General features: G+C 57.6%; 21 protein-coding genes. 12 read left to right on the top strand and 9 right to left on the bottom strand.

Annotation, left to right across the window (positions count from 1 at the left end; genetic code table 11):
* Positions 1-8 precede the first annotated feature (8 nt).
* Together V2391_RS08695 and V2391_RS08690 are read right to left on the bottom strand one after the other, a co-directional pair.
* On the bottom strand, positions 9-1,112 hold the full coding sequence (locus V2391_RS08695) for an RsmB/NOP family class I SAM-dependent RNA methyltransferase (RefSeq protein WP_329739009.1): 1,104 nt from the start codon (positions 1,110-1,112) through the stop codon (positions 9-11).
* A gap of 59 nt (positions 1,113-1,171) precedes the next feature.
* Positions 1,172-3,322, bottom strand: a complete 2,151-nt coding sequence (locus tag V2391_RS08690; RefSeq protein WP_329739008.1) for a methionine--tRNA ligase — start codon at positions 3,320-3,322, stop codon at positions 1,172-1,174.
* Positions 3,323-3,454: 132 nt separating this feature from the next.
* Here V2391_RS08690 and V2391_RS08685 point away from each other — a divergent pair, with 132 nt between their 5' ends.
* Both V2391_RS08685 and V2391_RS08680 read left to right on the top strand, forming a co-directional pair.
* Positions 3,455-4,021, top strand: coding sequence for a DUF3267 domain-containing protein (locus V2391_RS08685; RefSeq protein ID WP_329739007.1), 567 nt, complete (start codon positions 3,455-3,457; stop codon positions 4,019-4,021).
* Between the two features lie 10 nt (positions 4,022-4,031).
* Complete coding sequence (locus V2391_RS08680; RefSeq protein ID WP_329739006.1) at positions 4,032-4,607, top strand: epoxyqueuosine reductase QueH; 576 nt, start codon at positions 4,032-4,034, stop codon at positions 4,605-4,607.
* A 60-nt stretch (positions 4,608-4,667) separates the two neighbouring features.
* Here V2391_RS08680 and V2391_RS08675 read toward each other — a convergent pair whose 3' ends face one another.
* From V2391_RS08675 to V2391_RS08670, 3 genes are read right to left on the bottom strand one after another with little or no spacing between them, the layout of a single operon-like run.
* Positions 4,668-5,228, bottom strand: a complete 561-nt coding sequence (locus tag V2391_RS08675; RefSeq protein WP_329739005.1) for a S24 family peptidase — start codon at positions 5,226-5,228, stop codon at positions 4,668-4,670.
* Positions 5,114-5,356, bottom strand: coding sequence for a helix-turn-helix transcriptional regulator (locus tag V2391_RS09650; RefSeq protein WP_442878004.1), 243 nt, complete (start codon positions 5,354-5,356; stop codon positions 5,114-5,116). The genes V2391_RS08675 and V2391_RS09650 overlap by 115 nt, the downstream gene beginning before the upstream one ends.
* Positions 5,326-6,576 (bottom strand): arginine deiminase, encoded by a 1,251-nt coding sequence (locus V2391_RS08670; protein WP_138112882.1) that lies wholly within the window; start codon positions 6,574-6,576, stop codon positions 5,326-5,328. The genes V2391_RS09650 and V2391_RS08670 overlap by 31 nt, the downstream gene beginning before the upstream one ends.
* A 253-nt stretch (positions 6,577-6,829) precedes the next feature.
* Here V2391_RS08670 and V2391_RS08665 point away from each other — a divergent pair, with 253 nt between their 5' ends.
* The 5 genes from V2391_RS08665 to V2391_RS08645 all read left to right on the top strand — a co-directional run bounded on the left by V2391_RS08665 (position 6,830) and on the right by V2391_RS08645 (position 12,768).
* Positions 6,830-8,272, top strand: coding sequence for a YfcC family protein (locus V2391_RS08665; RefSeq protein ID WP_035137320.1), 1,443 nt, complete (start codon positions 6,830-6,832; stop codon positions 8,270-8,272).
* A 28-nt stretch (positions 8,273-8,300) separates the two neighbouring features.
* Positions 8,301-9,545, top strand: a complete 1,245-nt coding sequence (locus tag V2391_RS08660; RefSeq protein WP_138112878.1) for an arginine deiminase — start codon at positions 8,301-8,303, stop codon at positions 9,543-9,545.
* 32 nt (positions 9,546-9,577) lie between these two features.
* Complete coding sequence (gene argF, locus V2391_RS08655) at positions 9,578-10,588, top strand: ornithine carbamoyltransferase (RefSeq protein ID WP_138112876.1); 1,011 nt, start codon at positions 9,578-9,580, stop codon at positions 10,586-10,588.
* A 134-nt stretch (positions 10,589-10,722) separates the two neighbouring features.
* Complete coding sequence (gene queA, locus V2391_RS08650) at positions 10,723-11,934, top strand: tRNA preQ1(34) S-adenosylmethionine ribosyltransferase-isomerase QueA (RefSeq protein ID WP_329739004.1); 1,212 nt, start codon at positions 10,723-10,725, stop codon at positions 11,932-11,934.
* A 174-nt stretch (positions 11,935-12,108) separates the two neighbouring features.
* Positions 12,109-12,768, top strand: a complete 660-nt coding sequence (locus tag V2391_RS08645) for an IS3 family transposase (RefSeq protein ID WP_329739003.1) — start codon at positions 12,109-12,111, stop codon at positions 12,766-12,768.
* On the opposite strand, the gene V2391_RS08640 is transcribed toward V2391_RS08645, so the two are convergent.
* Both V2391_RS08640 and V2391_RS08635 read right to left on the bottom strand, forming a co-directional pair.
* A complete protein-coding gene (locus V2391_RS08640; RefSeq protein WP_329739002.1) occupies positions 12,708-12,965 on the bottom strand; it encodes a hypothetical protein in 258 nt (85 codons plus the stop codon). The two genes, V2391_RS08645 and V2391_RS08640, sit on opposite strands and share 61 nt — an antisense overlap.
* A gap of 439 nt (positions 12,966-13,404) precedes the next feature.
* A complete protein-coding gene (locus tag V2391_RS08635) occupies positions 13,405-15,180 on the bottom strand; it encodes a hypothetical protein (RefSeq protein WP_329739001.1) in 1,776 nt (591 codons plus the stop codon).
* Positions 15,181-15,474: 294 nt separating this feature from the next.
* Between V2391_RS08635 and V2391_RS08630 the strand changes: the two genes are divergently transcribed.
* From V2391_RS08630 to V2391_RS08610, 5 genes are all read left to right on the top strand, one after another.
* Positions 15,475-16,275 carry an SDR family NAD(P)-dependent oxidoreductase gene (locus V2391_RS08630; protein ID WP_006235414.1) on the top strand — a complete coding sequence of 267 codons (801 nt, stop codon included), beginning with the start codon at positions 15,475-15,477 and terminating at the stop codon, positions 16,273-16,275.
* Between the two features lie 323 nt (positions 16,276-16,598).
* Positions 16,599-17,738, top strand: a complete 1,140-nt coding sequence (tgt, locus tag V2391_RS08625; protein ID WP_055285790.1) for a tRNA guanosine(34) transglycosylase Tgt — start codon at positions 16,599-16,601, stop codon at positions 17,736-17,738.
* A 136-nt stretch (positions 17,739-17,874) separates the two neighbouring features.
* Positions 17,875-18,633 (top strand): TIGR00730 family Rossman fold protein, encoded by a 759-nt coding sequence (locus V2391_RS08620; RefSeq protein ID WP_329739000.1) that lies wholly within the window; start codon positions 17,875-17,877, stop codon positions 18,631-18,633.
* 113 nt (positions 18,634-18,746) lie between these two features.
* Positions 18,747-19,046: a type II toxin-antitoxin system RelB/DinJ family antitoxin gene (locus tag V2391_RS08615; protein ID WP_128620155.1), complete on the top strand. Its 300-nt coding sequence runs from the start codon at positions 18,747-18,749 to the stop codon at positions 19,044-19,046.
* Positions 19,047-19,048: 2 nt separating this feature from the next.
* A complete protein-coding gene (locus tag V2391_RS08610) occupies positions 19,049-19,357 on the top strand; it encodes a type II toxin-antitoxin system YafQ family toxin (RefSeq protein ID WP_161116228.1) in 309 nt (102 codons plus the stop codon).
* A 65-nt stretch (positions 19,358-19,422) separates the two neighbouring features.
* Here the strand turns inward: V2391_RS08610 and V2391_RS08605 are convergent, their stop codons facing one another.
* Together V2391_RS08605 and V2391_RS08600 are read right to left on the bottom strand one after the other, a co-directional pair.
* Positions 19,423-22,407: a TOTE conflict system archaeo-eukaryotic primase domain-containing protein gene (locus tag V2391_RS08605; protein WP_329738999.1), complete on the bottom strand. Its 2,985-nt coding sequence runs from the start codon at positions 22,405-22,407 to the stop codon at positions 19,423-19,425.
* A gap of 606 nt (positions 22,408-23,013) precedes the next feature.
* Positions 23,014-23,874 (bottom strand): DegV family protein, encoded by an 861-nt coding sequence (locus V2391_RS08600; RefSeq protein WP_329738998.1) that lies wholly within the window; start codon positions 23,872-23,874, stop codon positions 23,014-23,016.
* Between the last annotated feature and the right edge of the window lie 76 nt (positions 23,875-23,950).

Genomic DNA, 23,950 nt, shown 5'->3' with positions numbered 1-23,950 from the left:
TCCGTGCGCTAGCTGCGTTTTCGGATCAGGGCGATGTAGAAGCCCTCAAAGTCGCGGCTGGGCGGAATGGTCAGCGTGCCGGGCATTCCGTTGGCGACGGACGAGACGTGGCCGGCGGCGATGGCCTCGGTGAGGGCGTTGCTCTCGACGCGCGGCTCTTCGCCAGCTTCCTGAGCACGGCGCGTTTCGCTTTCGCTCGGTGTGCCATCGAGGGGGATAAGCTCGCAGTCCATGTGCTTGTCGAGGGCCTCTTGCAGGGCATCCTCGTTTTCCTGCGGCATAATCGAACAAGTCGAATAGACGAGCGTGCCGCCCGGTTTGAGGGCTCCCATGGCGCGGTCCAGAAGTGCTCGCTGCGAGCGGGCGCACTTGCCGAGCAACTGCTCGGTGAGGCCGCGCAGACTCTTCTCGTTGCCGCTGATGACGGTGCCCGTGCCGGTGCAGGGAGCGTCGAGCAGGATGCGGTCAAAGCGGAAGAACTCATCGAGCTCGCGTGCGTCGATGCGCATGACGGGCACGTTTTTGGCGCCTTGGCGGTGGAGGTTGGCTTCGAGCTTCTCGGCGCGGGGAATGCTCATCTCGCAGGCCGTGAGGTGTGCCTGGCCCTGGGTGAGGGCGGCGATCTGCGTCGTCTTGCCACCGGGGGCTGCACACATGTCCAGGATGTCCTCGCCTGTCTGGGCGCCCAGGACCAACGGCGGCATCATGGATGACAGGCTCTGCAGATAGATTTTGCCGTCGCGGTAGATGTCGAGATCCCACAGATCGGAAACCTGGGCTTCGGGCAGGATGAAGGCATCCCGGTACCAGGTAACGGTTTGGTGTGCGATGCCGGCTTCGTCGAGTGCAGCGGCGATGTCCTCGGCGGTCGCCTTGAGCGTGTTGGCGCGCAGCGTGACCGGGCGTGTGGCCGCGGCACCGAAGCCCTCGATCATGAGCTCGGCATCGGTGGGCGTGTAGGCGCCGGCGACCGTGTCGACCATAAAGCGCGGCAGGTCGGCGGCGCAGGGAAGGGCGGCAAGCTGGTCGGAAAGCTCGGTAGCGGCAAACTGCCTGAGCTTGAGCTCGGCCTTAACCTGCTTTTTTTGCTTACGACGACGCGGCTTGGACATCCGTCTTTCCTTCCCGTCCCAAATTGATTACTTTCCGGGCACGCCGCTACTGGCGTGCTTTAGTACTGGCTCTCGTGCTTGCTGAAGAAGTCGAAGCGCGGGGGCAGCGGCTTTACGCGGTGCTCGCCGGGCTTCTCGCCCAGGCTCTCAACAAACTCGTCCGTGGAGGCGAAGATGTTGTCCCAGCTAAAGAAGGCGACCGGATCGGCGTCGAAGTACTCGCAGATGAGCTCGCAGCCGGCCGGCACAATACCATGCATGAGCACGGTCGCCACGCGCAGCTCGGTAAAGGCGTCGACCAGTGCCTGCGTCATTGCGGCGTTTGCCTCGTTACCCTCGAGCTTGTTGGCGGCCTTGGAGGCGTCGCTCCAGCGCTTGTTGGCGGCACGCAGGTAGTCGTCGCACACGGCGAGCGCGCGGTGCGTCTCGAACTTGTACATGGCCTGCTCAAAGGCGAGAACTGCCTGTTCGGCGGCTTCGACCACGGTGTCAGAAGCGGCGCCGGCGGGAATGCAACCGTTGCGGTACGGGCTCTCGTCGCCCTCCTTGATGGCGACTCCGTAGAAGCAGCTGCGGGCCAGGCGGTTGAAGACGCCGGTCAAAAGGGCGCTCTCCTTAAGGGCCGGATCGATGACGCGCTTGTCGTCGCAGGCACGCACCTCGTTGCCGTCCTTGTCCTTGCCGGTCACGCGCGTGTCGTATGCCTTGGGGCTAAAGCTTACCGGCTTCTCGGACAGGCCGAGCGACAGCCAATGTGCACGCATCTGCTCGCAGGTGTAGTGGTTGAGCAGGTCGTCTGCCGGCGGGGGAGGCGTCTGCGAGGACGAGCTCGCCTTTTTGCCCATGTAGAGCAGGTGGTAGCAGGCGCTGACGGTGCTCTGCGTGAGGTCCCAACCCAGGGCCTCCCACATGGCGGTCTGCGCGATGCAGTAGAAGTAGATGTTGTCCTGACCGATGAACTGGTAGATCTGTGCGTCGTCAGAGCACCACCAGTCGCGCCAGTCGAGTGAGCTGTGCTGGTAGGTGGGCGCGGGGACCTGCGTGGAATCGGCGGCAGGCTCGCCCATGAGGGCGGCATCCTGGGCGGCGACGCCCTCGGTCACGCCGGCGGCCTTGGCATCGCGGGCGAGCACGGTGCGGGTGTAGCTGATGGGCGCCCACAGGCTCTCGGGCCAGCACCAGCAGGTGACGTCGGAAACGCCGTCGACCTCGGGCACCGGAACGCCCCAGTCGATGTTGCCGGTGATGCGGAAGGGCACGAGCGCCTTGCCGCTGCGGAAGCGCACGCCGCCGTTGGCGAGCACCGCGTGGGCGTCGTCGCGCTCCTTCCAGCTGGGGAAGGTGACGGTAAAGCTGCTCTTGTTGCCTTCGGGCTCCAGCACGGTGTGCTCGGGCAGCTGGTCCTCGACGGCGTCGAAGGCCTCGCGGAACTTGTTCTGGATGTAGAGCTGAGCCGGCAGCAGCCACTCCTCCATGGTCTTGGAGACCACGGAGCGAACCTGCGGGTTCTGGGCGAGCTTGGCGGTGTAGGTCTTCATAAAGTCGAGGTAGGCGGGCAGGTCAAAGTAGAGGTTGTCGACCGGGCGCAGCTCGGGCACCTCGCCGGTGAGCTGGCTCTTGGGTGCGATGAGCTCCTCGGGCTCAAACTGGTGACCCAGGTCGCACTCGTCGGCATAAGCCTTCTCGGACTTGCAGCCCTGAATGGGGCAGCGGCCGATCACCTGGCGGCCGTTGAGGAACGTGCCGGCCTTGGCGTCGTAGAACTGCAGGGTAGAGCGCTTGGAGATGGTGCCCTGCTCGTGCAGGCGCTCGATAATCTCGGCGGTAACCTCGTTGTGGATCTGGGCCGCCGGCTCAAGGCCCGAGCCGCCGTAGATATCGCAGCTGATGTTGTAGTTGTTGAGGGTCGCGGCCTGGCGGGAGTGATTGGACTCGACGTACTCGCTAATGGACTTGTCGTAGCCCTCGTTCTCCTTGAGCTTGCGGTAGCTCTCCATGATGGGCGATCCGTAGCAGTCGGTGCCCGAGGTGAAGATGACGTTCTCGCGGCCCAGGCGGTCGCGCAGGAAGCGGGCGAAGAAGTCGGCCGGGACAAAGACGCCGCCAACGTGGCCAAAGTGAAGGCCCTTGTTGCCGTAGGGCTCGCCGGCGGTGACGATGGCGCGGCGAGGCCAGCTGGGACGGTCGTTCATGGAGTATTTGGATGCCATGGGACTCCTTCGCGTATGGTGAGAGCGCGGCCGGGCGCAAGGCCTGGCGACGCGGTGGTCAATTCGTGCATATCGTTCGACATTATCGCACATGCGGACGGGTACGTGGCAGGGGCGCTATCCTAAGATGCTATGAATGAGATTTCCAACATACATGCGTTTGAGGACGAGGATTTTCTGCACGCCTGCTTTGTGTGGGGGATGGCCGTGCTCGGCGCATTTGCCGTGTGCCTGGTGCCGGTGTTTATGCTGATGGGCGGGCCCGCGGATCTGGATGCGGCTGACGCGGGTGGTTGGACGGCTATCTTGGGCTGGCTAGTCGGCTTGGCTGCGGTTTCGGCGGCGTCATTTGCCGTGCACGAGTTGGTGCACGGCGTGTTCTTTAAGCTGTTTGCGCCCGCCGGTGCTCGGGTGACCTTTGGGGCAAATCTCGAAACCTGCATGATTTACGCCTGCGCCGAGGGCGTGGTGTATTCGCGCCGGCGGTACGTGGCAGTTTGCCTGGCGCCGACGGTTGTTGTGACGGCGGCGTTTGCCCTAGGGTTTGCGCTCTCGGGCTATCCGCTGCTGTGCTACTTGGCGGCTGGTCTGCACTTGTCGGGCTGTGTGGGCGACTGGTATTACGTGCGGACCATTCTGCGCGACCGCCGCATTGTCGCCTGCGAGGACACGTCCTTTGGCGTGCGCTTTTTTGGGTGAGGAGATGTCGATGAAGTCGTTGTTGCTGCATGCGTGCTGTGCACCATGCTCGCTTGAGCCGGTTCGCCTGCTGCGCGAGGAGGGGTTTGAGCCCACGATTTGCTGGACCAACCCCAATATTCAACCGCGCGATGAATGGCAGCGCCGCTTGGACGAGCTGCGCCGGTGGTGTGCCGATGGCGACATCGAGCTCATCGAGGCAGGGGAGGACCGCGATCGCTGGGAGACCGGCGTGGCGCCGCTGGGTGCCGACCGAGCCCGTCGCTGTCGCGTGTGCTATGCCCTGCGTCTGGCCGAGGCGTGCCGCGTGGCCCAGGAGCGCGGGTTTGAGTTTGTGGGCACGACGCTCGCCGTCTCGCCGTACCAGTTGTTCGAAACCTGCAATGATGTGTTGGAGCGTCTGGCTGCCGCCCGCGGTCTCACCCCGGTGATTCGCGATTTTCGCCCGTATTACCCCGAGGCGACACGCCGTTCGCGCGAGCTTGGCATGTATCGGCAGAACTACTGTGGTTGCCGCTTCTCGGCTGTCGAGGCGGCCATGGACCGCGCCCGTATCCGCGACGAGCGCAAAGCCGCCAAAAAGTAGTTCATTTGGGCTGGGGCCTTGAGCTGTCTGTGCGGTACGGTCGTTTTTGGGAAAGTCGATTTAATTAAGCGTGTGATCGTGGCTCGCTTGATACCAAACGACGACTCCTATGATTCTAATCCTCCGTTTGTTAAACATCAGATCCGGACTTGCTGTTGCATATGAATGGGACGACAGCACAATCATGTCGTTTCCTTCTGCAAATCGCCTAATTACCGGTGTTTTACCGTCTGCGAGCGCCAATACAGCACAGCCGTTCCAAGGCTTTGCGGTGGTATCGACAAGTAGTAAGCTGCCGGGAGGGTAAATGCGGGACATTTCGTCACCTTTGATTTTAACGAAAACGCTATGTGGGTGACGCTTGGCTACGTCTACGGGCGCGCAAGCATTTTGTTGGCTGTGCGTGATGCGGCGCTTTTGCGATTCGATATCGATGACGGGAAATGCGCCCTCCATTTCGTGGATAGCAGGGTCTTCGTCGGTGACGATTCTTTTATTTGCGAGCTTTACGGCCAAACCGTTTTCCTCGCCAACAAGTTCATCGCGGGTGCAACCGAAGAGCGCTTGTAACTTTTCAATATGGCGCTCACGGGGGCATACCGACTTTTTTCCCAACGACAAACGGTCTCTTTAGATACCCCCAACATCTCTGCAAGTTGCGCCTGACCAAGATGCTCCATGGTGCGGAGTTTACGAATATTTGCCCCGAAGCCCATGGCTATAGATCCTCTCGCCACAGGGGGAGGCATAGACAGTTTGTGCCACCATAGCCTTTGGTGAGCTCGTCAATGGATAACGGGAATAATTCCATTCCTGCTTTCTCAAGCGCTTCGTTGGTCCAAACGTTTTCTTCATATACGCATAGTTTTCCTGGCGAGAGCGCAAGGATAGACGTTGCGTTGTTCCGGCGCTCTCTTTCGTAGGCGGTTTGATTCCCGCCTCCGCAGTCAATTACTTTTATTGGTTCGCAACAGGCTGCAGAGAGTATTTCCGGAATCGTGCGATCGATAGGAGTGATCGTAAGGCCCTTTCCGGATCGTTTAAGTTGAATGCTGTATGCATCAACGGCATTGCATATCTCACGATCGATGAGGAACGCGTCGTGATCAATTCTACTTATGAACGTATCGAGGTGGATACGCAGCCCGTCAGAGGGGACTCGAATCGCAATTAGCTCGGTGGTCTGGAATTTATTTGAGGTCAGGAGCTCTTTTGCAAGTGACTCGACGGCGGCGGGTTCAGTTCGGTCAGAGATTCCAACTAAAATTGTCTTAGCACTGATAACAAGAATGTCTCCGCCTTCGATATGGTAACTACTCCTGTTCAAATCACATACTGGGGTTTCTCCCATGATCTTGTGGTGGGTGAATATCTGCCGGTATAAGGCGACCTCACGATCACGCTCAGGCCAATACATATGATTTAGGATGATGCCGTCTCCGACTACCACAGCAGGATCACGAGTGAAAAAAAGCGTGTTGAGGGGATTGACCAAGAGCGAGGCGGGGTCAAATTGCTCGTGCACGAGCGCTCGTAGTGTTTCCGACTGGTTTGAACATAGCTCAGTGTCTCCAAAGCGAATGCCGTTAAGTACTATATTCACCAATTCCTGGGTGTTCTTAGCGTTCTCAAACAGCTGGGTTATTGTCTCGAGGAACTCTCTGCCTGTTGCTCCGCTGCAACGGAGGTAGTCATCAATAAAATATTTAAGTGATTGGGGCTCAGTTTCAAGTGAGTCTTCGAGAAGGTCCCTAATTTCAATGGTTTCTACGCCATGCTTCTTAAGCAATTGAACCATGGAATCGTGCTCATATATTGCTTTGTCGAGGTCAAAACGACCGCTCCATTTTCGCAGGGAGAAAACTTGGCTGAAGTCGGCATCAGGGTAGTTTTGTGTTTCAGCTCCAGGTCGATGGACAAGTACGGCTTTTAAATGACCGATTTCATTTGTTATGTGTACGCCTTGCATGTCTGTCTCCTGTCCTGCTGGTTTTTATATAAGGCTAAGGCAGGTTCCTTGTTGTGTTGCGGAAAAGTTAAAAGACGTATGTAATTGATAAATAACATCAATTTTAAATATCAGATTGATTAATAACGTCACTTTAGCTGCCGTTCATAGGTGAAAAGCGACACGATGGCGATGGTTGGCCGACCAACGCTGAGCAACCTCATACATTTATGGTGCCAGCTGGATAGATGGGAAAAGGAATGAAGGAGGAGAAATGGCAGCGGAAAGTTCGAAAGGCATCAAGCAGTTCAAGGTCCCGCACGTATATGCGATCATCTTTGCACTTATGGTCATCTTCGCTGTTCTCACGTGGATTGTTCCCTCTGGGTCCTATCAGCGTCAGGAGGTGAACGGTCGTGAAGTCACTGTCGCAGGTACGTATGAGCAGAGTGAAAAGACATATATTGACGAGGAAACCGGGGATGAAGTAGATCTCAGACAAGGCGTCTTCGATGTTCTTCAGGCTCCAACGCGCGGTATACAAGAGGCAATTGAGGTCGTTGCATTCATCTTGATTGTGGGCGGTTCGTTTCAGGTTATTACTAAAACGGGCGCTATCACGAGCGGAATGGGTCGTGTCGTTCGCCGCTTTAAGAACAAAGACATTCTAATTATTCCTATTGCGATGGTTCTCTTTGCATTGGGCGGAACGAGCTTTGGCATGGCGGAAGAAACTCTTCCGTTCTTTGCGATCTTCATGCCAATTATGATGGCTATGGGCTTCGACTCGATGACGGCGTTCATGGTCGTGTTCGTTGGAGCGCGCACGGGTTACATCGCCTCAACGATTAATCCGTTTAATGTTCTCATTGCGCAAGGTATTCTTGGTATTCAGGGCAACCCCCAGCTGTGGCTGCGTATGATTGCCTGGGTTGTTTTGACCGCCGTTGCAATTACTTGGGTTGTCCTCTATGCACGAAGGGTAAAGAAGAATCCTGAGTCATCGATCACATTTGAGGATGATATCGCCAAGAAAGTCGAGTTCGCTGCCGATGAATCTGCCCTTGACGCGGAATTTACGGGTCGTCAAAAAGGCGTGCTTGCGGTATTTATCGCTGGTATGTGCCTTATCATCTGGGGACTTGTGACCCAGGGCTGGTATATGAACGAGATTTCTGCGGTCTTTTTGGCCATGGGCCTGTTGGCTGGTGTTATTGCGGGCTTTAGTCAGGACGTCATCGCTCAGGAATTTGTTGCGGGTATCGCTGACTTTGCTTTCTCGGCAATTGTCGTTGGACTTGCGCGTGGCATCCTTGTCATTGCCTCTGACGGCATGATCATTGATACCATCCTCAATGCGCTCGCTACTGGTCTGGGCGGCATCCCGGCGGTTCTCTTTACTACGCTTCTTTATGCGGTTGAGAACCTCCTGGCGATTCTGGTTCCCAGCTCATCTGGCCTTGCAGCACTGACCGCTCCCATTTTTGGACCTTTGACCGAACTCATGGGCCTTAATCCCGAGGCTGCCGTGTGGGCTCTCTCCATGGGTAGCGCGACGATGTCTTTGATCTGTCCTACTAGCGCCATTCTTGTAGCGGGTTTGGGCGTGTGTAAGATCAAGCTTGGCCAGTGGTGGAAGACCGTTTGGAAATTCTTCTTGGTCGTGTCGCTCATCAATATCGTATTTGTAGCAATCTCGGGACTTATTGCCCTGTAGGTTTCATGGCTGAAATGGAGTAACAGGAATGTCTAAAGGACTGAATGTACACAGCGAGATTGGTAAGCTCAAGAAAGTTGTGCTTCACCGCCCCGGTCGTGACCTTGTGAACGTAAAGGCGGAAGAGTTCGAGGATGTCTGGATTCACGACTGTTTCTATCTTGATGTGGCTCAAAAGGAGCATGATGCCTTTGCGGATCTTCTGAGGAGCGAAGGTGTTGAGGTTCTCTATATGGAGAAACTCGTTGCTGAGGCGCTGGATGCATGCCCCTCGGCTCGCGCTGAGTTTACCGATACATTTATGGCTGAGAGCGGGATTGTCAATCCTCTGCTTGAGCAGGCTGTTCGTGAAAAGCTCGACGCTATTTCAGATTCGTATCAGTTTGTACTTGAGGCTATGGGGGGGTATCGTTATCGTGACCTTGAGCTGCCTCGCGTCTCGACTACGCTTAGTATGATGGATAATGAGGATGCGAAGCCCGATGATTTGGTGTTGAAGCCTCTTCCGAGCTCGTATTTCTCTCGCGATCCTCTTGCTTCCGTGGGCAAAGGCGTTCTGCTTCACCATATGTATTGGAAACAGCGAGATCGTGAAGTGCCCTTCTATGAAGCGATTTTCAAATACCATCCCGATTATGTAGGGACTCCGATTTGGTACGACCATAAGAATCCCTGGCATATCGAGGGCGGTGATGTGCTTAACATTAACGCTCATACCTTGGCTATTGGAATTAGCCAGCGAACTGAGGCGGCTGCGATTGAGGAGCTTGCAAAGAATTTGTTCTGGGGATCTGGGAATTCTGAGATCGATACCGTTTACGCTATTAAAATCCCCAACGGCTATGCTTACATGCATCTTGACACCGTTTGCACCATGGTGGATTTCGATAAGTTCACAGTTTATCCCGGTATTTTTGAGACCCTTCGTGTTTATCGTCTGACTCGTGGTGACTCTGAGGGAATGGTCGCTGTTCAAGAGATTGATGACACGCTTGAACATATTCTTGAAATGGCTACTGGCGTGGAGAAGGTGCAGCTTATTGAGTGCGGTGCCGGCGATATGGTTGAGGCATCTCGCGAGCAGTGGAACGACGGGTCGAACACTCTTGCCGTTGCTCCTGGTAAAGTCTGTGTTTACGAGCGCAATGTTGTCACAAATGATGAGCTCTACAAGAACGGTTTGGAACTATTGGTCGTTCCCTCCGAGGAGCTGTCCCGCGGTCGTGGCGGCCCGCGCTGCATGAGCATGCCCTTCTGGCGCGAAGATATTTAGTTGCAAATCCACTGTGATAGGAGATGGCGAATATGGGTGTTAACATCGCTGGGCGCAGTTTTCTGAAGCTGCTTGATTACACGACGGAAGAGATTGAGTATCTGCTTGAGCTTTCTGCTAACTTCAAAAGCATGAAGCGTGCCGGTGTTCCGCATAAATACCTTGAAGGTAAGAATATTGTTTTGCTATTTGAGAAGACTTCCACGCGTACTCGTTGCGCCTTCGAAGTTGGTGCACTTGACCTTGGCATGGGTGTAACTTATTTGGATCCGGGCTCGTCCCAGATGGGCAAAAAGGAGTCGATTGAGGACACGGCTCGCGTCCTTGGCCGCATGTATGACGGAATTGAATACCGCGGCTTTGAGCAGACGAAGGTTGAGGAGCTTGCTGCAAAAGCTGGGGTTCCCGTTTGGAATGGGCTGACTACTGAATTTCACCCGACTCAAGTGCTTGCCGATATTCTGACCATGCGTGAAGAGTTTGGAGAGATTAAGGGCAGGAAACTTACATTTTTTGGTAAGGCGGCCGGAAACGTCGCCGATTCGCTCATGGTCATTTGCGCTAAGCTCGGCATTAACTACTGTTCTTGCGGCCCAATCGGGGGAAATTCGGAGGGGGCTACATCCTATGACCCTGAACTCCTTGCAGAATGTAGTCGTATTGCGGCCGAGCATGGATCGACGATTACCATTACAGAGGATATTGAGGAAGGCGCTCGTGATGCCGATGTAATTTACACGGATGTTTGGGTTGGCATGGGTCAGCCCGCAGAGCTGTGGGAAAGCCGCATTAAGCTAATGTCGCCGTATCGTGTGACCGCTGAGGTGATGTCTATGGCAAAGCCCGAGGCGATTTTCCTCCACTGCCTTCCGAGCTTCCACGATACTAATACTACTGTTGGTGCCGAAATTGCTGAGAAGTTTGGAGTCACCGAAATGGAAGTCACGGACGAGGTTTTTGAGTCCGATAAATCTCGTGTTTTCCAAGAAGCGGAGAATCGCATGCATACGATTAAGGCGGTGATGTACGCAACGCTTAAGTAGCGGGGCGTTGAGAAAACAGTCGCAAATCTGTTTGCCATACTATATTTCTCTCAACAAGCTGATAGGATACAGGGGAGAATGATGCGCGCGTCAGTCGATTTTTTCGACTGACGCGCTTTGTGAAAGAGGCAAAGATGCGTACCGATGATTTTGACTATAACCTTCCTGAGGAACTGATCGCCCAGGCGCCTGCCGAGCCGCGCGACTCCTGCCGCCTGCTGGTGGTTGATCGCAAGGGCTCCCAGGCGGGAACGCCGTTGGAGCACGGCGGTACCGTCGAGCACCGCATCTTCCGTGACATCATTGACTATATCGAGCCGGGCGATGTGCTCGTCATCAACAAGACGCGCGTGATGCCGGCCCGCCTGATCGGTCACAAAGCCGGCTCGGGTGGCGTGGTCGAGACGCTGCTGCTCAAGCGCCGCGAGGATGTTGACCCGCTGGGCCATGTTTGGGAGTGTCTGGTCAAGCCGGGCAAGCGTCTGAAGCCCGGTGCTCAGATTGAGTATCGCGCCGGTGGCGCCCATGCGCCCGAGGGGGCTCCCGTGGTGCTGACGGCCGAGGTCGTCGACTTTGTCACCGATAGCCGCGGCGGCCGTCTGGTGCGTTTTGAGCCGGCTGGTTGCAACGCCGCCGGCGAGCCGCGCACGCTCGACGAGGCCATTCACGCTGCCGGCCACGTGCCGCTGCCGCCCTACATTACCGATTACGAGGGCGATCCCGAGAAGTACCAGACCGTCTACGCCATGAAGGAGGAGCACTCGGCTGCTGCTCCTACGGCGGGTCTGCACTTTACCCCCGAGCTTATGGCCGCTATCGAGGCCAAGGGCGCGAAGTTTGCCGCCGTCGAGCTCGAGGTGGGCATCGATACTTTCCGCCTGGTGGAGGAGGACGACCCTACGCAGCATGTGATGCACACCGAGCGCTACCACGTGTCGCAGGAAGTTGTCGACGCCGTGCATAAGGCGAAGGCCGAGGGCCATCGTGTGATCGCTGTCGGTACCACGGCGGTGCGCTCGCTCGAGAGCGCGTTTGACGCCGATGCGCCGGTGTCCGATCCGGCCGTGACGGCGCGCTATTTTGAGGGGCGTGAGGACGGGGCCGATACGCTCGGCCGCGGTGACATCGTGGTGCGCGAGAACGCTACGACGCAGCTCTACCTCATGCCTGGCTCGACCTATCACGTGGTCGACGCGCTGATCACGAACTTCCACGTGCCGCGCTCTACGCTCATGATGCTCGTGAGCGCGCTTGCCTCCCGCGACCAGATCATGGATGCCTACGCTGCCGCCATCGAGGAGCGCTACCGCTTCTTCAGCTTTGGCGACGCGATGCTCATTTGTTAGTTACGCGGTTCTACGAACCGCGTAACGGCTCGACGCTGCGCGGGCCGCATTTGGACAATCTGACGTTCAACTTCAAGGGCGCGACCAGAAGGTCAGCGCCCTTTCGTTTCACGTCACCTTGTCTCAAATGCGGCCCGCTCGCTCATATGACCCAATCCGCTGTCAAGAGCCACAATGGCCCCGCCGACCGCTTGCAATCGGTCGGCGGGGCCTGCCGTTGAACCCGTCCCGGTCCGCCCCCGGCATGTCGTCGACGCCTTCGGCTCAGTCTCATATCCGCGGATACCGCTCCGGCGGCCCGCAATCCTCTCCTTCGGCGGGGCTCCCCAAGTCTGTCGACGCGGATGCGGCGGCCGCCGCGCGCACAGCGAGAACGGGGGTGTCCCCGAAGGCTGCCCGGCTCGCCGGGACGGGGGCTATGTCTATTCGCCGGCCTCCCGGCACATCGCGCCGAGGGCCCACAGCCACCTCACGAGCTCGGCGGCGGTGGCGGCGTTCGCCTTCCCCATCTCGGACATCGAGGTCTTCCACACGGACCGCGGCAGCGAGTTCGACAACGCCGAGATCGACCTGATGCTCGAGGCCTTCGGCATTGAGAGGTCGCTGTCGGCCAAGGGCTGCCCCTACGACAACGCCGTCGACGAGTCGACCAACAGGATACTGAAGGCCGAGCTCGTCCACCGCGAGACGTTCGGCACGACGCGCGAGCTCCGGGCCAAGCTCTCGGACTACGTGCACTGGTACAACAACTTCAGGATCCACTCGACGCTGGGCTACATGTCTCCGGTCGAGTTCAGGGAGGCGGGGCTGTCCCTCCCGGAATCGTCCAAATAGGTGTTGCCAATCCAGTAGCCGCTCTCGTAGGCGGCGAGCGACGGGCCCGGGAAGCCCGACATCCACTCCGCGACCTCGCCCCAGGGGTTGCCGCGGAACCTCCTCGTCACGGCCTCGCCCGTCTCCGCGTCGAGCGCGCAGACGGTGGTGGACCTGAGGTGTACGTCCATTCCGAAGGCGGTAGAATATCTAGGCACGGGAGCCTCCCAACCTCGTTGCGGCGCGGCTGCGCCTCTGGCACTTCAACAACATTGTCGCAGCCCCGACCCGCGGTCACGAGCGGGGGCTCCTGTCGTTTCCGTGCCCTCGGATTGGGTCATAGTGTCTGTCGTTGCCAAAACATCGGCGTTGCCGTGGTTGTCGCTGTAGTCATTGGGTGGTCATTGGGTAGTCATTGGGGACGTTCTTAAATGACTAGTCAAAGGGGACACTCTTACGGCACTTGGCACTTGGGGACGTTCCTTTTGTGCCGGCACCTGGGGACAGTCCTTATGTCAAGAGATCGGTGCAAGAGGGATAGGTTGCCTTGCGTCGATCTAAATAAGTTGCGGTGAGATAGTTCTTGAATTGGCCTTTTTGGGGCTAAACAGAAACTTTCTCACCGCAACTGAGTTGAGGCGTTTTTTGGCAGCTGGTTTACTTGCTCGCGAACAGCCAGATCAGGATGATTACCAGAATCACGGCGACGATGCAGACGATGGCGCCAGTGAATTTGATGCGTGAGTCGCGGGTACGCTCGCGCACCGCGTCCTCGGTGGCCTCGAGCTGGGCGACTTCTTGCTCGGTCTCGGCGTGTTCGGCTTTGTCTCGGGCCAAGGATCCTGCAAGCGACTCAGTGATCTCTGGATGGTCATGCACCTCGGTCGCCTGCTCGATGATCGACTGTGCATGTGCGGCATCTGCTTGGGCGTTGGCGACGCTTTGCTCTTGGTCGCGGCGTGCCTTGTCCTCGGCGGCTATCTTCTCGCGCAGTTCGCGCTGGCGCGTCGTGGCGGCAGTTTTCGCCGTCTGCAGCTCGTCGCGCGCGGCATCGGCCTCAGTCGTCACGGCTTGGTGTGCGCGTTTGGCTTCGGCAATGGGGGCTTGAGCCTGCTCGACGGCCTGCTCGGCTGCGGCAAGCGAGTGCTCAAGGTCGGCGGTGATGCGCGGGACATCTTCTTCGGCTTTTCGCAGGGCATCTGCCGTGTCGGAGATCTGCATCGAGAGCTCGCTGGTGCGCACCGTATAGTTGGCGGGATTTGCCGAGGGATTGCGTTGCAGCTCGGCATACTCATGACGCAGTGTCTCGAGCTGGGCGCGCGTGGCGTCGACGGTTTGTTGTGCGGCGGCAATGCCGGCGTCTCGCTCGGCCTGCACCTTGTCGCGGATGCGCTTGGAATCCTCAAGACGTCGAACGAGGCGGTTGCCGGTCTCGCGCGAGCTCGCCTCGCGGGCCTCCACGGCATCGAGCGCGGCCTTCAGACGGATCTCAGTCGCGTCATCCTCTGTCTTCATTTGTTCGAACTGATCCCTGAGCTCTGTCGCTTTGGCGGCGTGGGCATCACGGTCAATCTCGGCTGCCGCAGCGGTCTTTTGCGCTGTGGCGATCGCCTGACGCTGGTCGGCGACGATCTGGTCGTAGCGGCCTGCGATATCCTGGCGCGTCTCGAGTTCCTCGGCCTGATCGGTAATGCGCTGCTCAAGTTCGGCCAGGTGGGCGCGGGCATCGGCAAGTGCCTTTTTCGCGGCGTTCATTTCGCGCATGGCCGAGGCACCCTGGGCGATAAAGGTGCCCACGGCGTTCGCAGTGTTCGAGACAGCGGTCCCCAGATCGTGGCTCGCGGCGGGGTAGTGCGGGGCGGTCGGGCGAGCGGTGTCGGCAGCGTCCGCATCGGCAGCCTGCGGCGCGGCGATATTGCCGGTACCGCCCTCGACCACAGAAAAGCCTGCTGCGTGCGGATCGACCGCATCGGCGCCAATCGTGGGGTGCTCGAGCTGCAGAAACGAGGGCATGGTGCTGCCCTGGTCGGCAATCGGAGTCTCGCCGGGCACAAAGGTCGAGGCGGCCTCGGCAGCCTCCTCTTCCTCGGCATCAATATCGGCATCGGCCACGGCGTCTTTCATCGCTTTGACGGCGTCCATCATGGAGTCCATGACGGCATCGAGCTCTTCTTCCGAAGATACCTCGATGGGGCCCGCCGCCTGTGGTGCGGGTTCCGTATCGGGCTCGGCGTCGTTCGACTCCGACTGCTCGCCTTCGTCATGCTCGACAGTATCGTCTGTGTCTGTTGCCTTGTCCGCATCGGCGTGCGCATCTGCGGTGGCGGGCGCATCGGTGGAGGCGTCGATGCAGGTGGGAGTATCGCAGTCGTCGACGGCGTCTGCGGAATGATCAATATGCTGCTGAGTTTGGGGGTCCAGCTCGTCTGTCATAGGCATGTGCTCCTCATCGTTGCTTGTCACCCTATGATAAAGTCTCGCGCCGACATCCCGCGCGCCGCAGCAAAGTTTCAAAACGTGTTCGATGGCTCGATCTGATAACAACAACTCGGCCGCTTTATCCAGTTTGTACTTGACAATCCCTTCGCCGAATGACGTTGCGCCGTTCGCCTGCTGCGGTCTTTATTTTTCACTTGAACACGCTAAAGTTGCATGTCAGCTTTTGGCGCGTGAAGTTGGACACGCGCAGTCGGCGGGCGTGCCCGTCGCGATTTGAAAGGACTTTGTATGGGACTTTTCACTGGTAAGACCGTGATCGTCACCGGCGGCGGCAAGGCCACGCTCAAGGACGGTTCCGCTGGCTCCATCGGCTACGGCATCGATATCGCATTTGCCAAGGAGGGCGCGAACCTCGTCATCACCGGCCGCAACGTTGCCAAGCTCGAGGCCGCCAAGGAGTCTCTCGAGGCCGAGTACGGTGTCAAGGTTCTGCCTGTTCAGGCCGATGTTTCGGCCGGCCAGGACAACGAAGCCGTCGTCCAGAACGTCATCGACAAGGCCATTGAGGAATTCGGCCGCATCGACGCCGTCGTCAACAATGCTCAGGCCAGCGCCTCGGGCGTGACCATCGCCGATCACACCATGGACCAGTTTAACCTGGCCATTTACTCCGGTCTGTATGCTACCTATCTGTACATGCAGAAGGCCTATCCGCACCTGAAGGAGACCAAGGGCTCCGTGGTCAACTTTGCCTCGGGCGCCGGCCTGTTTGGCAACTACGGCCAGTGCAGCTATGCCGCTGCCAAGGAGGGCATCCGCGGTCTGACTCGCGTTGCCGCCAACGAGTGGGGCAAGGACGGCATCAACGTCAACATCGTGTGCCCGCTTGCTTGGACCGCTGCGCTCGAGAACTTCCAGGATGCTTATCCCGAGGCGTTCAAGGCCAACGTCCACATGCCACCGGCGGGTCACTACGGCGACGTCGAGAAGGAAATCGGCCGCGTGGTCGTTCAGCTCTGCGGTCCCGACTTTAAGTACATGAACGGCGAGACCGTCACCCTCGAGGGTGGCATGGGCCAGCGGCCCTAAGAGTTACGCGGTTTTACCAAACCGCGTAACCAGTTGATGCTGCAAACCCGCCAGAGCGGCAATCTGCCTTTCAACTTCGGTGGCATGATCAAAAGATCAATGCCGCCTTGTTTCAAGGCACCTTGCTCGCTCTGGCGGGTTTTCGCTGTCGGTGCCATAACATCGGCGCTACCTTGGCTGTTGGAAATGATCCCAGACGTAGTCGCTGGGGACGTTCTTAAACGACTATGACCCCTTTGCGCCAGTTTCTGTCGAGTCGGTGCTCCTTGCGGGTTGCCCGTATAATGGTTTGCGTATGAACCGCAACCAAGGAGTTCCAGTTTATGGACCAGAGCCTTTTTAAATTCGACCTGATCGCCGAGGACCCGACGACGCACGCGCGTGCCGGCGTACTGCACACCCCGCACGGCGATATCGAGACGCCAATCTTTATGCCCGTGGGCACCAAGGCAAACGTCAAGGGTATTCCTACCGAGACCGTCAAACAGCTCGGCGCCCAGATCGTGCTTGCCAACACCTATCACCTGTCCATGCGTCCCGGCGAGGACACCATTGCCGAGCTGGGCGGCCTGCACAAGTTTATGAACTGGCACGGCCCCATTCTTACCGATTCGGGCGGCTTCCAGGTGTTCAGCCACAACGACGCCGTCAAGCTCACCGACGAGGGCGTGCGCTTTATCGTCAACGACTACGACGGCCGCCACGTGTTCTGGACGCCCGAGGACAACATGGAAATCGCCATGAAGCTCGGGTCCGATATCTGCATGCAGCTGGACCAGTGCCCGGGCTATCCCGCCACGCGCGCCTACGTTGAGCGCGCCGTTGAGCTGTCGAGTATGTGGGCCGAGCGCTGCTATAAGGCGCATACCCGCGATGACCAGGCGCTCTTTGGCATCGTCCAAGGCGGCATGCACCTGGACCTGCGCCTGCGCTCGCTGCGCCATCTGGAGGAGTGCGGCGACTTCCCGGGTTACGGCATCGGCGGCTATTCGGTGGGCGAAGACCACGAGACCATGTTCGAGACGCTGGCACCGCTGGTTTCCGAGTACATGCCTAAGCACAAGCCGCGCTACCTCATGGGCGTCGGCAACCCTACCACGCTCGTGCGCGGCGTTGGCGTGGGCATCGACATGTTCGACTGCGTGCTGCCGACGCGCACCGGCCGCATGGGTACGGCGTTCTCCAGTGAAGGTCGCCTTAACTTCCGCAACGCGCGCTTTGCGCACGACGACGGCCCTATCGACCCCACCTGCACCTGCCCGGTGTGCACGGGCGGCTACAGCCGTGCGCTCATCCGTCACATGGTCACGCAGAAGGAGATGCTCGGCGGTATTCTGCTGTCGATGCACAACATCTACTACCTGCTCAACCTTATGCAGCGTGCCCGTCAGGCCATTATCGAGGGCCGTTACGGCGCGTTTGTGAGCGACTGGATGAACAGCCCTGCGGCGGTGGATTACTAAGAGCCGCGACCGCTGACCGATGCCTTGCAAGCGCTTGATGCATCGTGGGTACCATACCGAATAGTTGATGTTCGGGCGGGTGTTTGGCGCATGGCGTCGACCCCGCCCGTTTTTCTTTTTCCCGATAGGAGTACCCATGATTGAGAACGAGAATGTCGAGGGCGAGTCCGCCTACGACGAGACGTACCGCCGCGGTCCCGTGGTTATGCGCGGCCCCATGATTCCTAAGGACAACACCTACGCCAACCTGCTGGCGCCCGAGGAGTCGACCGACTGGCTGCATGCTGATCCGTGGCGCGTGCTGCGCATCCAGGCCGAGTTTGTCGATGGCTTTGGCGCACTTGCCGAGCTCGGGCCCGCTGCGACCATCTTCGGCAGCGCCCGCATGCCCAAGACCGATCCGCTCTATAAGGCGGCGCGCACGGTCGGCCGCAAAATCGCCCAGCGCGGCGTGGCGGTCATCACCGGTGGCGGCCCCGGCATCATGGAAGCAGCCAACAGGGGAGCGGCGAGTGTCAACGGCAAGTCAGTTGGCCTGGGCATTGAATTGCCGCACGAGCATGGGCTCAATAAATACGTGAACCTCGGCATGGACTTCCGTTACTTCTTTGTGCGCAAGACCATGTTCGTCAAATACAGCTCGGGCGCCATCGTGTTTCCCGGAGGTTTTGGTACGCTCGACGAAATGTTCGAGGTGCTCACGCTGGTGCAGACGCACAAGGTCAAGCGCATGCCGCTCGTGCTGGTGGGCACCGAGTACTGGCAGGGCCTATTCGACTGGCTTAACGGTCCGGTGATGGACGCCGGTATGATCAGCCCGCTCGATCCGGAGTTGGTGCACATTACCGACGACCTCAACGAGGCCGTCGATATCGCCCTGAGCGGGCTGATGTAGGGCGAGCGTGCCTGTCGTTGTAGTGATGAGAAGGCAGACTGATGCTATTTAACATCAGTCTGCCTTCTAAACTGGGTATACTGATGCAAAAGACGAGAGCGAGGAGGTCGTGTATGTCTACTGCAACGGTTAAGCCTACGACGGTTCGCATCGAAGAGGGGCTCAAGGAACAGGCGACTGAGTTCTTGGATACGGTTGGTCTGAGTCTCAATTCGTATCTCAACCTTGCTGTTCGGCAGCTGGTAAATCAGCGAAAGATTCCTTTTGAGATCGTTGGTCGATCCGAAGTTCCCAACGAGGCGACGAGGCGCGCCATGGTGATCGCTGAAGCTCATGAGTTGGGGATTCTGCCAGACGACAGCCCGTCATTCAATAACGCTGATGAGCTTATATCATTCCTCGATGAGGACTAGCGATGTTTGAGATTAAAGTCGAGGCTCAGTTTAAGGCGGATTACAAACGGACGATGCGCATCCATCCGCAGCTAAAAACCGAGTTTAAGGCGGCGGTTGCAGAACTTGCGGCTCACGGCTCGCTTCCCGCGGAATATGGTGCCCACGAGCTTTCAAACCCGGGCGGCAATTACAACGGCCACATCGATTTCCATCTATCCGATGGCTTGGTCGATGTGGTCGTTCTGTACTTGCCGCATAAGACTAATCCTGTGATCCGACTGGTCAGAATGGGCTCGCATGAGGAACTGTTCCGGGGCCCGCAGGGCTGATTGCCGATTTCTAAGTTGCGGTGGAATAGGGATTGATTTGCGGCTGGTAAGCCAAAAAACAGTCCCTATTCCACCGCAAGTGGTGGGGATGTCCTGCCTGTTGACGTGGCATCTGGCTTTCCCTTGTGGTTGATTTCGTCTAAGAGCTCCGCTGCGATCTCGCTGTTTTTGAACCTGATGCTGCAGTCTTCTTTCTTGGGGAAAGCTAGTAGCGGGATCGTTCCGTACCAGATAGTTTCTTCGTCAATTATCGCTGCACACAAACGTCCTTCTGCTCTAATGGCATGCTCGACGTTCATTTTTGCCAAAGTCTCGCTTGCATCTTCGCGCGGAGTCGAGGCAATGAAAAACTCAAGAGCAATCCCTCGGGCAGTGGCACCTTTGATTGCATCGCCGAGCTTTGCGAGGCAGGCGGCGGATGCGTAGGGCGCGGCAATGAAGATGCTCTTAGCGGCGCCAACGATGTCTTCAACCAGAGTCTCTACGGCATTAGCCGGTTCTATGAGAATGTTTTGATCGGACTGCTCGCTGCCTCCGGTCACGTAGACTTCGTACCCGAGCTTGGCGTAGGTCTTGAGTCTCTTCTGGTACATGCGGGCGAGCATGGGTATAGATAAATCAACGTAGTCGAATATCTCAACCCGTCGCTTGCCCTCGTGGCTTCTATGGAGCCTGCCCGCCTGCTGCGTGATGCTGCCGTCCCACGATATCGGCGTGGCAATGAGTAGAGTGTCAAGGTAGGATAGATCGAAGCCCTCGCCCAAAAGGCTTTCGGTGGCGACGATGATTCGATGTTCATGCTCGAAGCGGGGAAGACTGCTCAGTATCGTTTTTCTTTCTTTGGCGTCGATTTCCCCGGTCAGGAGAACGGGTTCGTGTCCTTGGTTTTTGAGCATCCCGAACAGCTCCTCGGCATGCTTTTTCCTTTTAGTCAGCACGAGCGGATGCCGGCCGTTTGACGCAGCTTCAATAGCGTCGTTGACAATCAATTCGTTTCTAGCTGCATGCGTGCACAGCAGGTCGAGAATCTGATTGAAGCTTGCACCTGGCTCGTAGGCGGGTAGTCGAATTCCAGTAAAACGAGGCCGTACGATGCGCTGGATGCCCTGCTGAATCGCTTGCGCTTTTGGATCGATAACATAACGGAGCGGGCCGCAGAGCATGGAGAGCGCCCGCGTAAGGCCGTCGGATCGTTCGGGCGTCGCAGAAAGGCCGTATACGTATTTGGCCGGGGCGGACTTGAGAATAAGCTCGAGCTGTGGTGCGGCGGCATGGTGGCATTCGTCGCAGATAATGAGGCCGTAATTACGAACAAGGCCCTTAACTATCGGCTCTCCGGTTTGACGGTCTTTGCCAGATAACGACTGGAACGAAGCGATGTCGACGAGGCCGCTTACGGCCATTTTGCCTCCTCCTATTTGTCCGATGACCGGAGGCTGCCTTTTGCTGATTCGTCCTTTTGGGGTTCGGACGGGCTCCCTGTTGTCCGTAATGTCGATAAATCGCTCGAGCTGGGATTTCCATTGGGTTATGAGTGCGGTTTTGGGAACGATGACGAGCGTTGGAAGACCAATGGATGCAATAAGATAAGCTCCGACGACTGTTTTACCGAAGCCTGTCGGCGCGGACATGATTCCGTCTTCGTATATGAGCATCTGATCAGCGGCGATTTGCTGCTCAGGGCGAAGGACTCCTTTAAATGCCATAACAATCGGATTGCCCGATTTGCGCTCGTCTGAATAGTGGGCGGTAACGCCGGTCTCTTGAACTAGCTGCTCAAGTTGAGTTTTGCAGCCCCGGGGAATTGCAACATGACCATCTCTCAGTTCGCTAAGGTCTATGAGTCGCGGTTTGCCGAATACTGATTGATGCATGGACTGCGCGCGATAGAATGCCGGATTGGCAAATGTCGCAAGTCCGCGGATTTCCATTTGAGCTGCTGGACTCAGAGACTTCTCGGGGATGTACAGCATATCGGCTTGAATAACGGGCAGCGATGAGGGAAAGTCCCGCGATGTGAGTGGTAGTCGCTTTCGTGGTCTTTGGGCATACCGTTTGCCCTTGTTTGCCACCGTAGTTGTTGCTGGTCCGTGTGGGTTGTTTCCAGGGGCCTCAATCAGATCTTGCACCGTCGAGCGCGGAATCAGCTGGACTTGTGATAGATAGAGCCATTGGTCGGGAAAGGGCTTGAATTGTTCGTCTACAAATACACTGTTTCCTTCACGTTGCGCCTTGCCTTGAAAGGGGAGTGCGATGAGGTTTCCGAAGCCTCCATCGGGAATAGTGGCCTGAGCGGGTAGCATTCGATCAAAGGCCTCGAACGTGATTGTCTTATTATGCGCCGCAGCTTCGGTTATGAGGCAACTTCCAAACTCTCGGGCAGCCTTTGCGCTGATTGGCTCGAGGAAGAAAAACCAGATGTGGGCGCCGTTGCCGGACCTTGAGCGCTCAACGGCGGCGTTAATGCCCCGTCGTATTGCAACAAGCCGTACGGCATTTGTTGCCTCTTTCCAGTCCGCTTTGTCAAAATCGATGACGAGAACTTTCGTGTTGCAGTTCCTATCGAGAACATATTGCCCGAGGACATCGCGGAACCGGTCATCGTTGCCTTTAAAGTGAGCAATGATTGCGGCATCGCTTAATTCCGGGAAGACGCGATTGCTGCATTCTACACATTTAACTCTTTGATGGGCTGCTTTGGGGCAAATTCCTGGCTTCCACTCATTAGCACAAGCAGGCGTATAGCCAATGCCCCCGTCCTTTCTGCGATATCCATGAGCGTAAACATCTTTGCGCCCGGTAAAGAGACTGCGAAAGAGCTCGAGTTTATCGCGTGCTGGGCTCGCGCTGGTGACGATGCCCTCGATTTGTGCTCGTTCATCGAACAAAGCGCCAGCTTCTTCCCACTCTTCTAGCGTTGCGTAGCGTACGTCTGAACCGTTGTTGCAAATGACGATTTGTCGGTGTTGGTCCGATATATGTGTGATCGTCTGATCGTATTTAAATTGTGCGGTCCCAAAGAGGGCGTATTGATGCATGGCGTTGCCCATTTGAATGCCGTCCTTGTATTGGAGTTGTTGAGACGAGGGTACGGCATTACGGCTTTTTGGGATATGTAATTTCGATTCAAGTTTGCTAATGGCAAGGGATTATTCTGCGAGCGGCTTTCGGTCGATGCCAAGGCGCGCGACGGCCCTTGATAATCAGGGTTTGCGGTCATATGGGTAGCCGGAGGCGTAAAGAGCGGACCTCATTCAGACCCGGTGGGCAAAAAATGGCAAATATGAGTACTGTTGCTCGGTTAGTCTCATATCATTTGAGAAGTATCTAAGACCAATTGACTGAGTTTTAGTATATTCACCCCCCCTAAACACGACGATTCGGGGCTTTATGGAGCTTGAAATCGGTGGGAGCGGGCAATTTCAGCGAAATTTTGCTGTTACTAAATTTATGACAGTACTCATATTTGCCATTTTTTGCCCACCGGGTACCGCTAGGGGCTAGTCGAAGCTCCCCTAAACAGCTGGGAATGCGCCGATCGTCAGCATATCTTGTATATGGATGGCTCAGCAAAAGAAGTTGCGGTGAAATAGGGATTGATTTGTGGCCATACGCCAAAAACAGTCCCTATTCCACCGCAAGTGGTAAAGGTGCCCCTAGTGGATGGGCTGGTAGCGGGGACAGTAGCTAATGGCGATGGCGTCGACGCCTACATGGGTGGCGATGGTGCAGCCGATGGGGCCGGTGCCGGCGTCCACGTAGTTCTGGCCTGCGAGTGCTTGGTTGACGAGCTCCTGCTCCTCGGCGGCGCCGGTCGTGAGCACGCGCACGCTGGAGCCCGGATGTTCGGCCAAAAATGCAAGGCAATCGGCCATGGTGTTGGCAACGATGCGCTTGGCACCGCGGCCCTTTTTGACGGCCTTGATCTCGCCCGATTTCCACTCCGGCGAAACGGCCAGGCGAATGTTGAGCATCTGCGTGAGCTGGCCGGCGAGTTTGGGCGCGCGACCGTTCTTAACGAGGTTCTCGAGCGTGCGGGGAATCAGCAGCAGGTGGGCGTCGGGCAGCATCGCGCGAATCTGCGCCTCGGTCTCGTCCAGGCTGCGGCCGTCCTTGCGCATGGCCAGCGCGTACTCCACCAGCAGGCCCTCGGCGCCCGAGCCGGTGCGCGAGTCGATGCAGCGCACGTCGAGCTCGTGCGTTTCGGCCGTCAGGCTGGCGTTGGCATGGCAGGCGGACCACTCGCTGCACAGCGAGATAAAGATGGCGCTGTCGTGGCCGTCGGCGAGCACGCGGTCAAAGAGTGCCTTGAACTCGCCGGCGCTCGGCTGCGAGGTGTGCGGCAGCTGCTCGGAGCCGGCCATGCGGGCGACGTACTCCTGGGCGGTAATCTGCACCTGGTCGAGCAGGTCCTCGCCTTCGATAATCACATGCAGCGGAATCACGTAAATGCCGAGCTCTTGGGCGCGGGAGGGGGAGATGTCCGACGTGGAGTCGGTTATGATGGCAAAAGACATAATTGCACCTTTCGTTGGGGCGCTTGCGCGCCGCCTTCTGAGAGCAAAGTGCGACAAGTATAGTAGAGTCGTTCCA

This window comes from Collinsella sp. CM84Y_54, assembly GCF_036317945.1.
Lineage (GTDB): Bacteria > Actinomycetota > Coriobacteriia > Coriobacteriales > Coriobacteriaceae > Collinsella.
This window is presented reverse-complemented; position numbering and strand designations above follow the sequence as displayed.

Excerpts from the sequence above, each read along its gene's own strand:
- V2391_RS08695 (WP_329739009.1), bottom strand. The coding sequence starts at position 1,112 with ATGTCCAAGCCGCGTCGTCGTAAGCAAAAAAAGCAGGTTAAGGCCGAG.
- V2391_RS08690 (WP_329739008.1), bottom strand. The coding sequence starts at position 3,322 with ATGGCATCCAAATACTCCATGAACGACCGTCCCAGCTGGCCTCGCCGC.
- V2391_RS08685 (WP_329739007.1), top strand. The coding sequence starts at position 3,455 with ATGAATGAGATTTCCAACATACATGCGTTTGAGGACGAGGATTTTCTG.
- V2391_RS08680 (WP_329739006.1), top strand. The coding sequence starts at position 4,032 with ATGAAGTCGTTGTTGCTGCATGCGTGCTGTGCACCATGCTCGCTTGAG.
- V2391_RS09650 (WP_442878004.1), bottom strand. The coding sequence starts at position 5,356 with ATGCCTCCCCCTGTGGCGAGAGGATCTATAGCCATGGGCTTCGGGGCA.
- V2391_RS08670 (WP_138112882.1), bottom strand. The coding sequence starts at position 6,576 with ATGCAAGGCGTACACATAACAAATGAAATCGGTCATTTAAAAGCCGTA.
- V2391_RS08665 (WP_035137320.1), top strand. The coding sequence starts at position 6,830 with ATGGCAGCGGAAAGTTCGAAAGGCATCAAGCAGTTCAAGGTCCCGCAC.
- V2391_RS08660 (WP_138112878.1), top strand. The coding sequence starts at position 8,301 with ATGTCTAAAGGACTGAATGTACACAGCGAGATTGGTAAGCTCAAGAAA.
- argF (WP_138112876.1), top strand. The coding sequence starts at position 9,578 with ATGGGTGTTAACATCGCTGGGCGCAGTTTTCTGAAGCTGCTTGATTAC.
- queA (WP_329739004.1), top strand. The coding sequence starts at position 10,723 with ATGCGTACCGATGATTTTGACTATAACCTTCCTGAGGAACTGATCGCC.
- V2391_RS08645 (WP_329739003.1), top strand. The coding sequence starts at position 12,109 with ATGGCCCCGCCGACCGCTTGCAATCGGTCGGCGGGGCCTGCCGTTGAA.
- V2391_RS08635 (WP_329739001.1), bottom strand. The coding sequence starts at position 15,180 with ATGACAGACGAGCTGGACCCCCAAACTCAGCAGCATATTGATCATTCC.
- V2391_RS08630 (WP_006235414.1), top strand. The coding sequence starts at position 15,475 with ATGGGACTTTTCACTGGTAAGACCGTGATCGTCACCGGCGGCGGCAAG.
- tgt (WP_055285790.1), top strand. The coding sequence starts at position 16,599 with ATGGACCAGAGCCTTTTTAAATTCGACCTGATCGCCGAGGACCCGACG.
- V2391_RS08620 (WP_329739000.1), top strand. The coding sequence starts at position 17,875 with ATGATTGAGAACGAGAATGTCGAGGGCGAGTCCGCCTACGACGAGACG.
- V2391_RS08615 (WP_128620155.1), top strand. The coding sequence starts at position 18,747 with ATGTCTACTGCAACGGTTAAGCCTACGACGGTTCGCATCGAAGAGGGG.
- V2391_RS08610 (WP_161116228.1), top strand. The coding sequence starts at position 19,049 with ATGTTTGAGATTAAAGTCGAGGCTCAGTTTAAGGCGGATTACAAACGG.
- V2391_RS08605 (WP_329738999.1), bottom strand. The coding sequence starts at position 22,407 with ATGGGCAACGCCATGCATCAATACGCCCTCTTTGGGACCGCACAATTT.
- V2391_RS08600 (WP_329738998.1), bottom strand. The coding sequence starts at position 23,874 with ATGTCTTTTGCCATCATAACCGACTCCACGTCGGACATCTCCCCCTCC.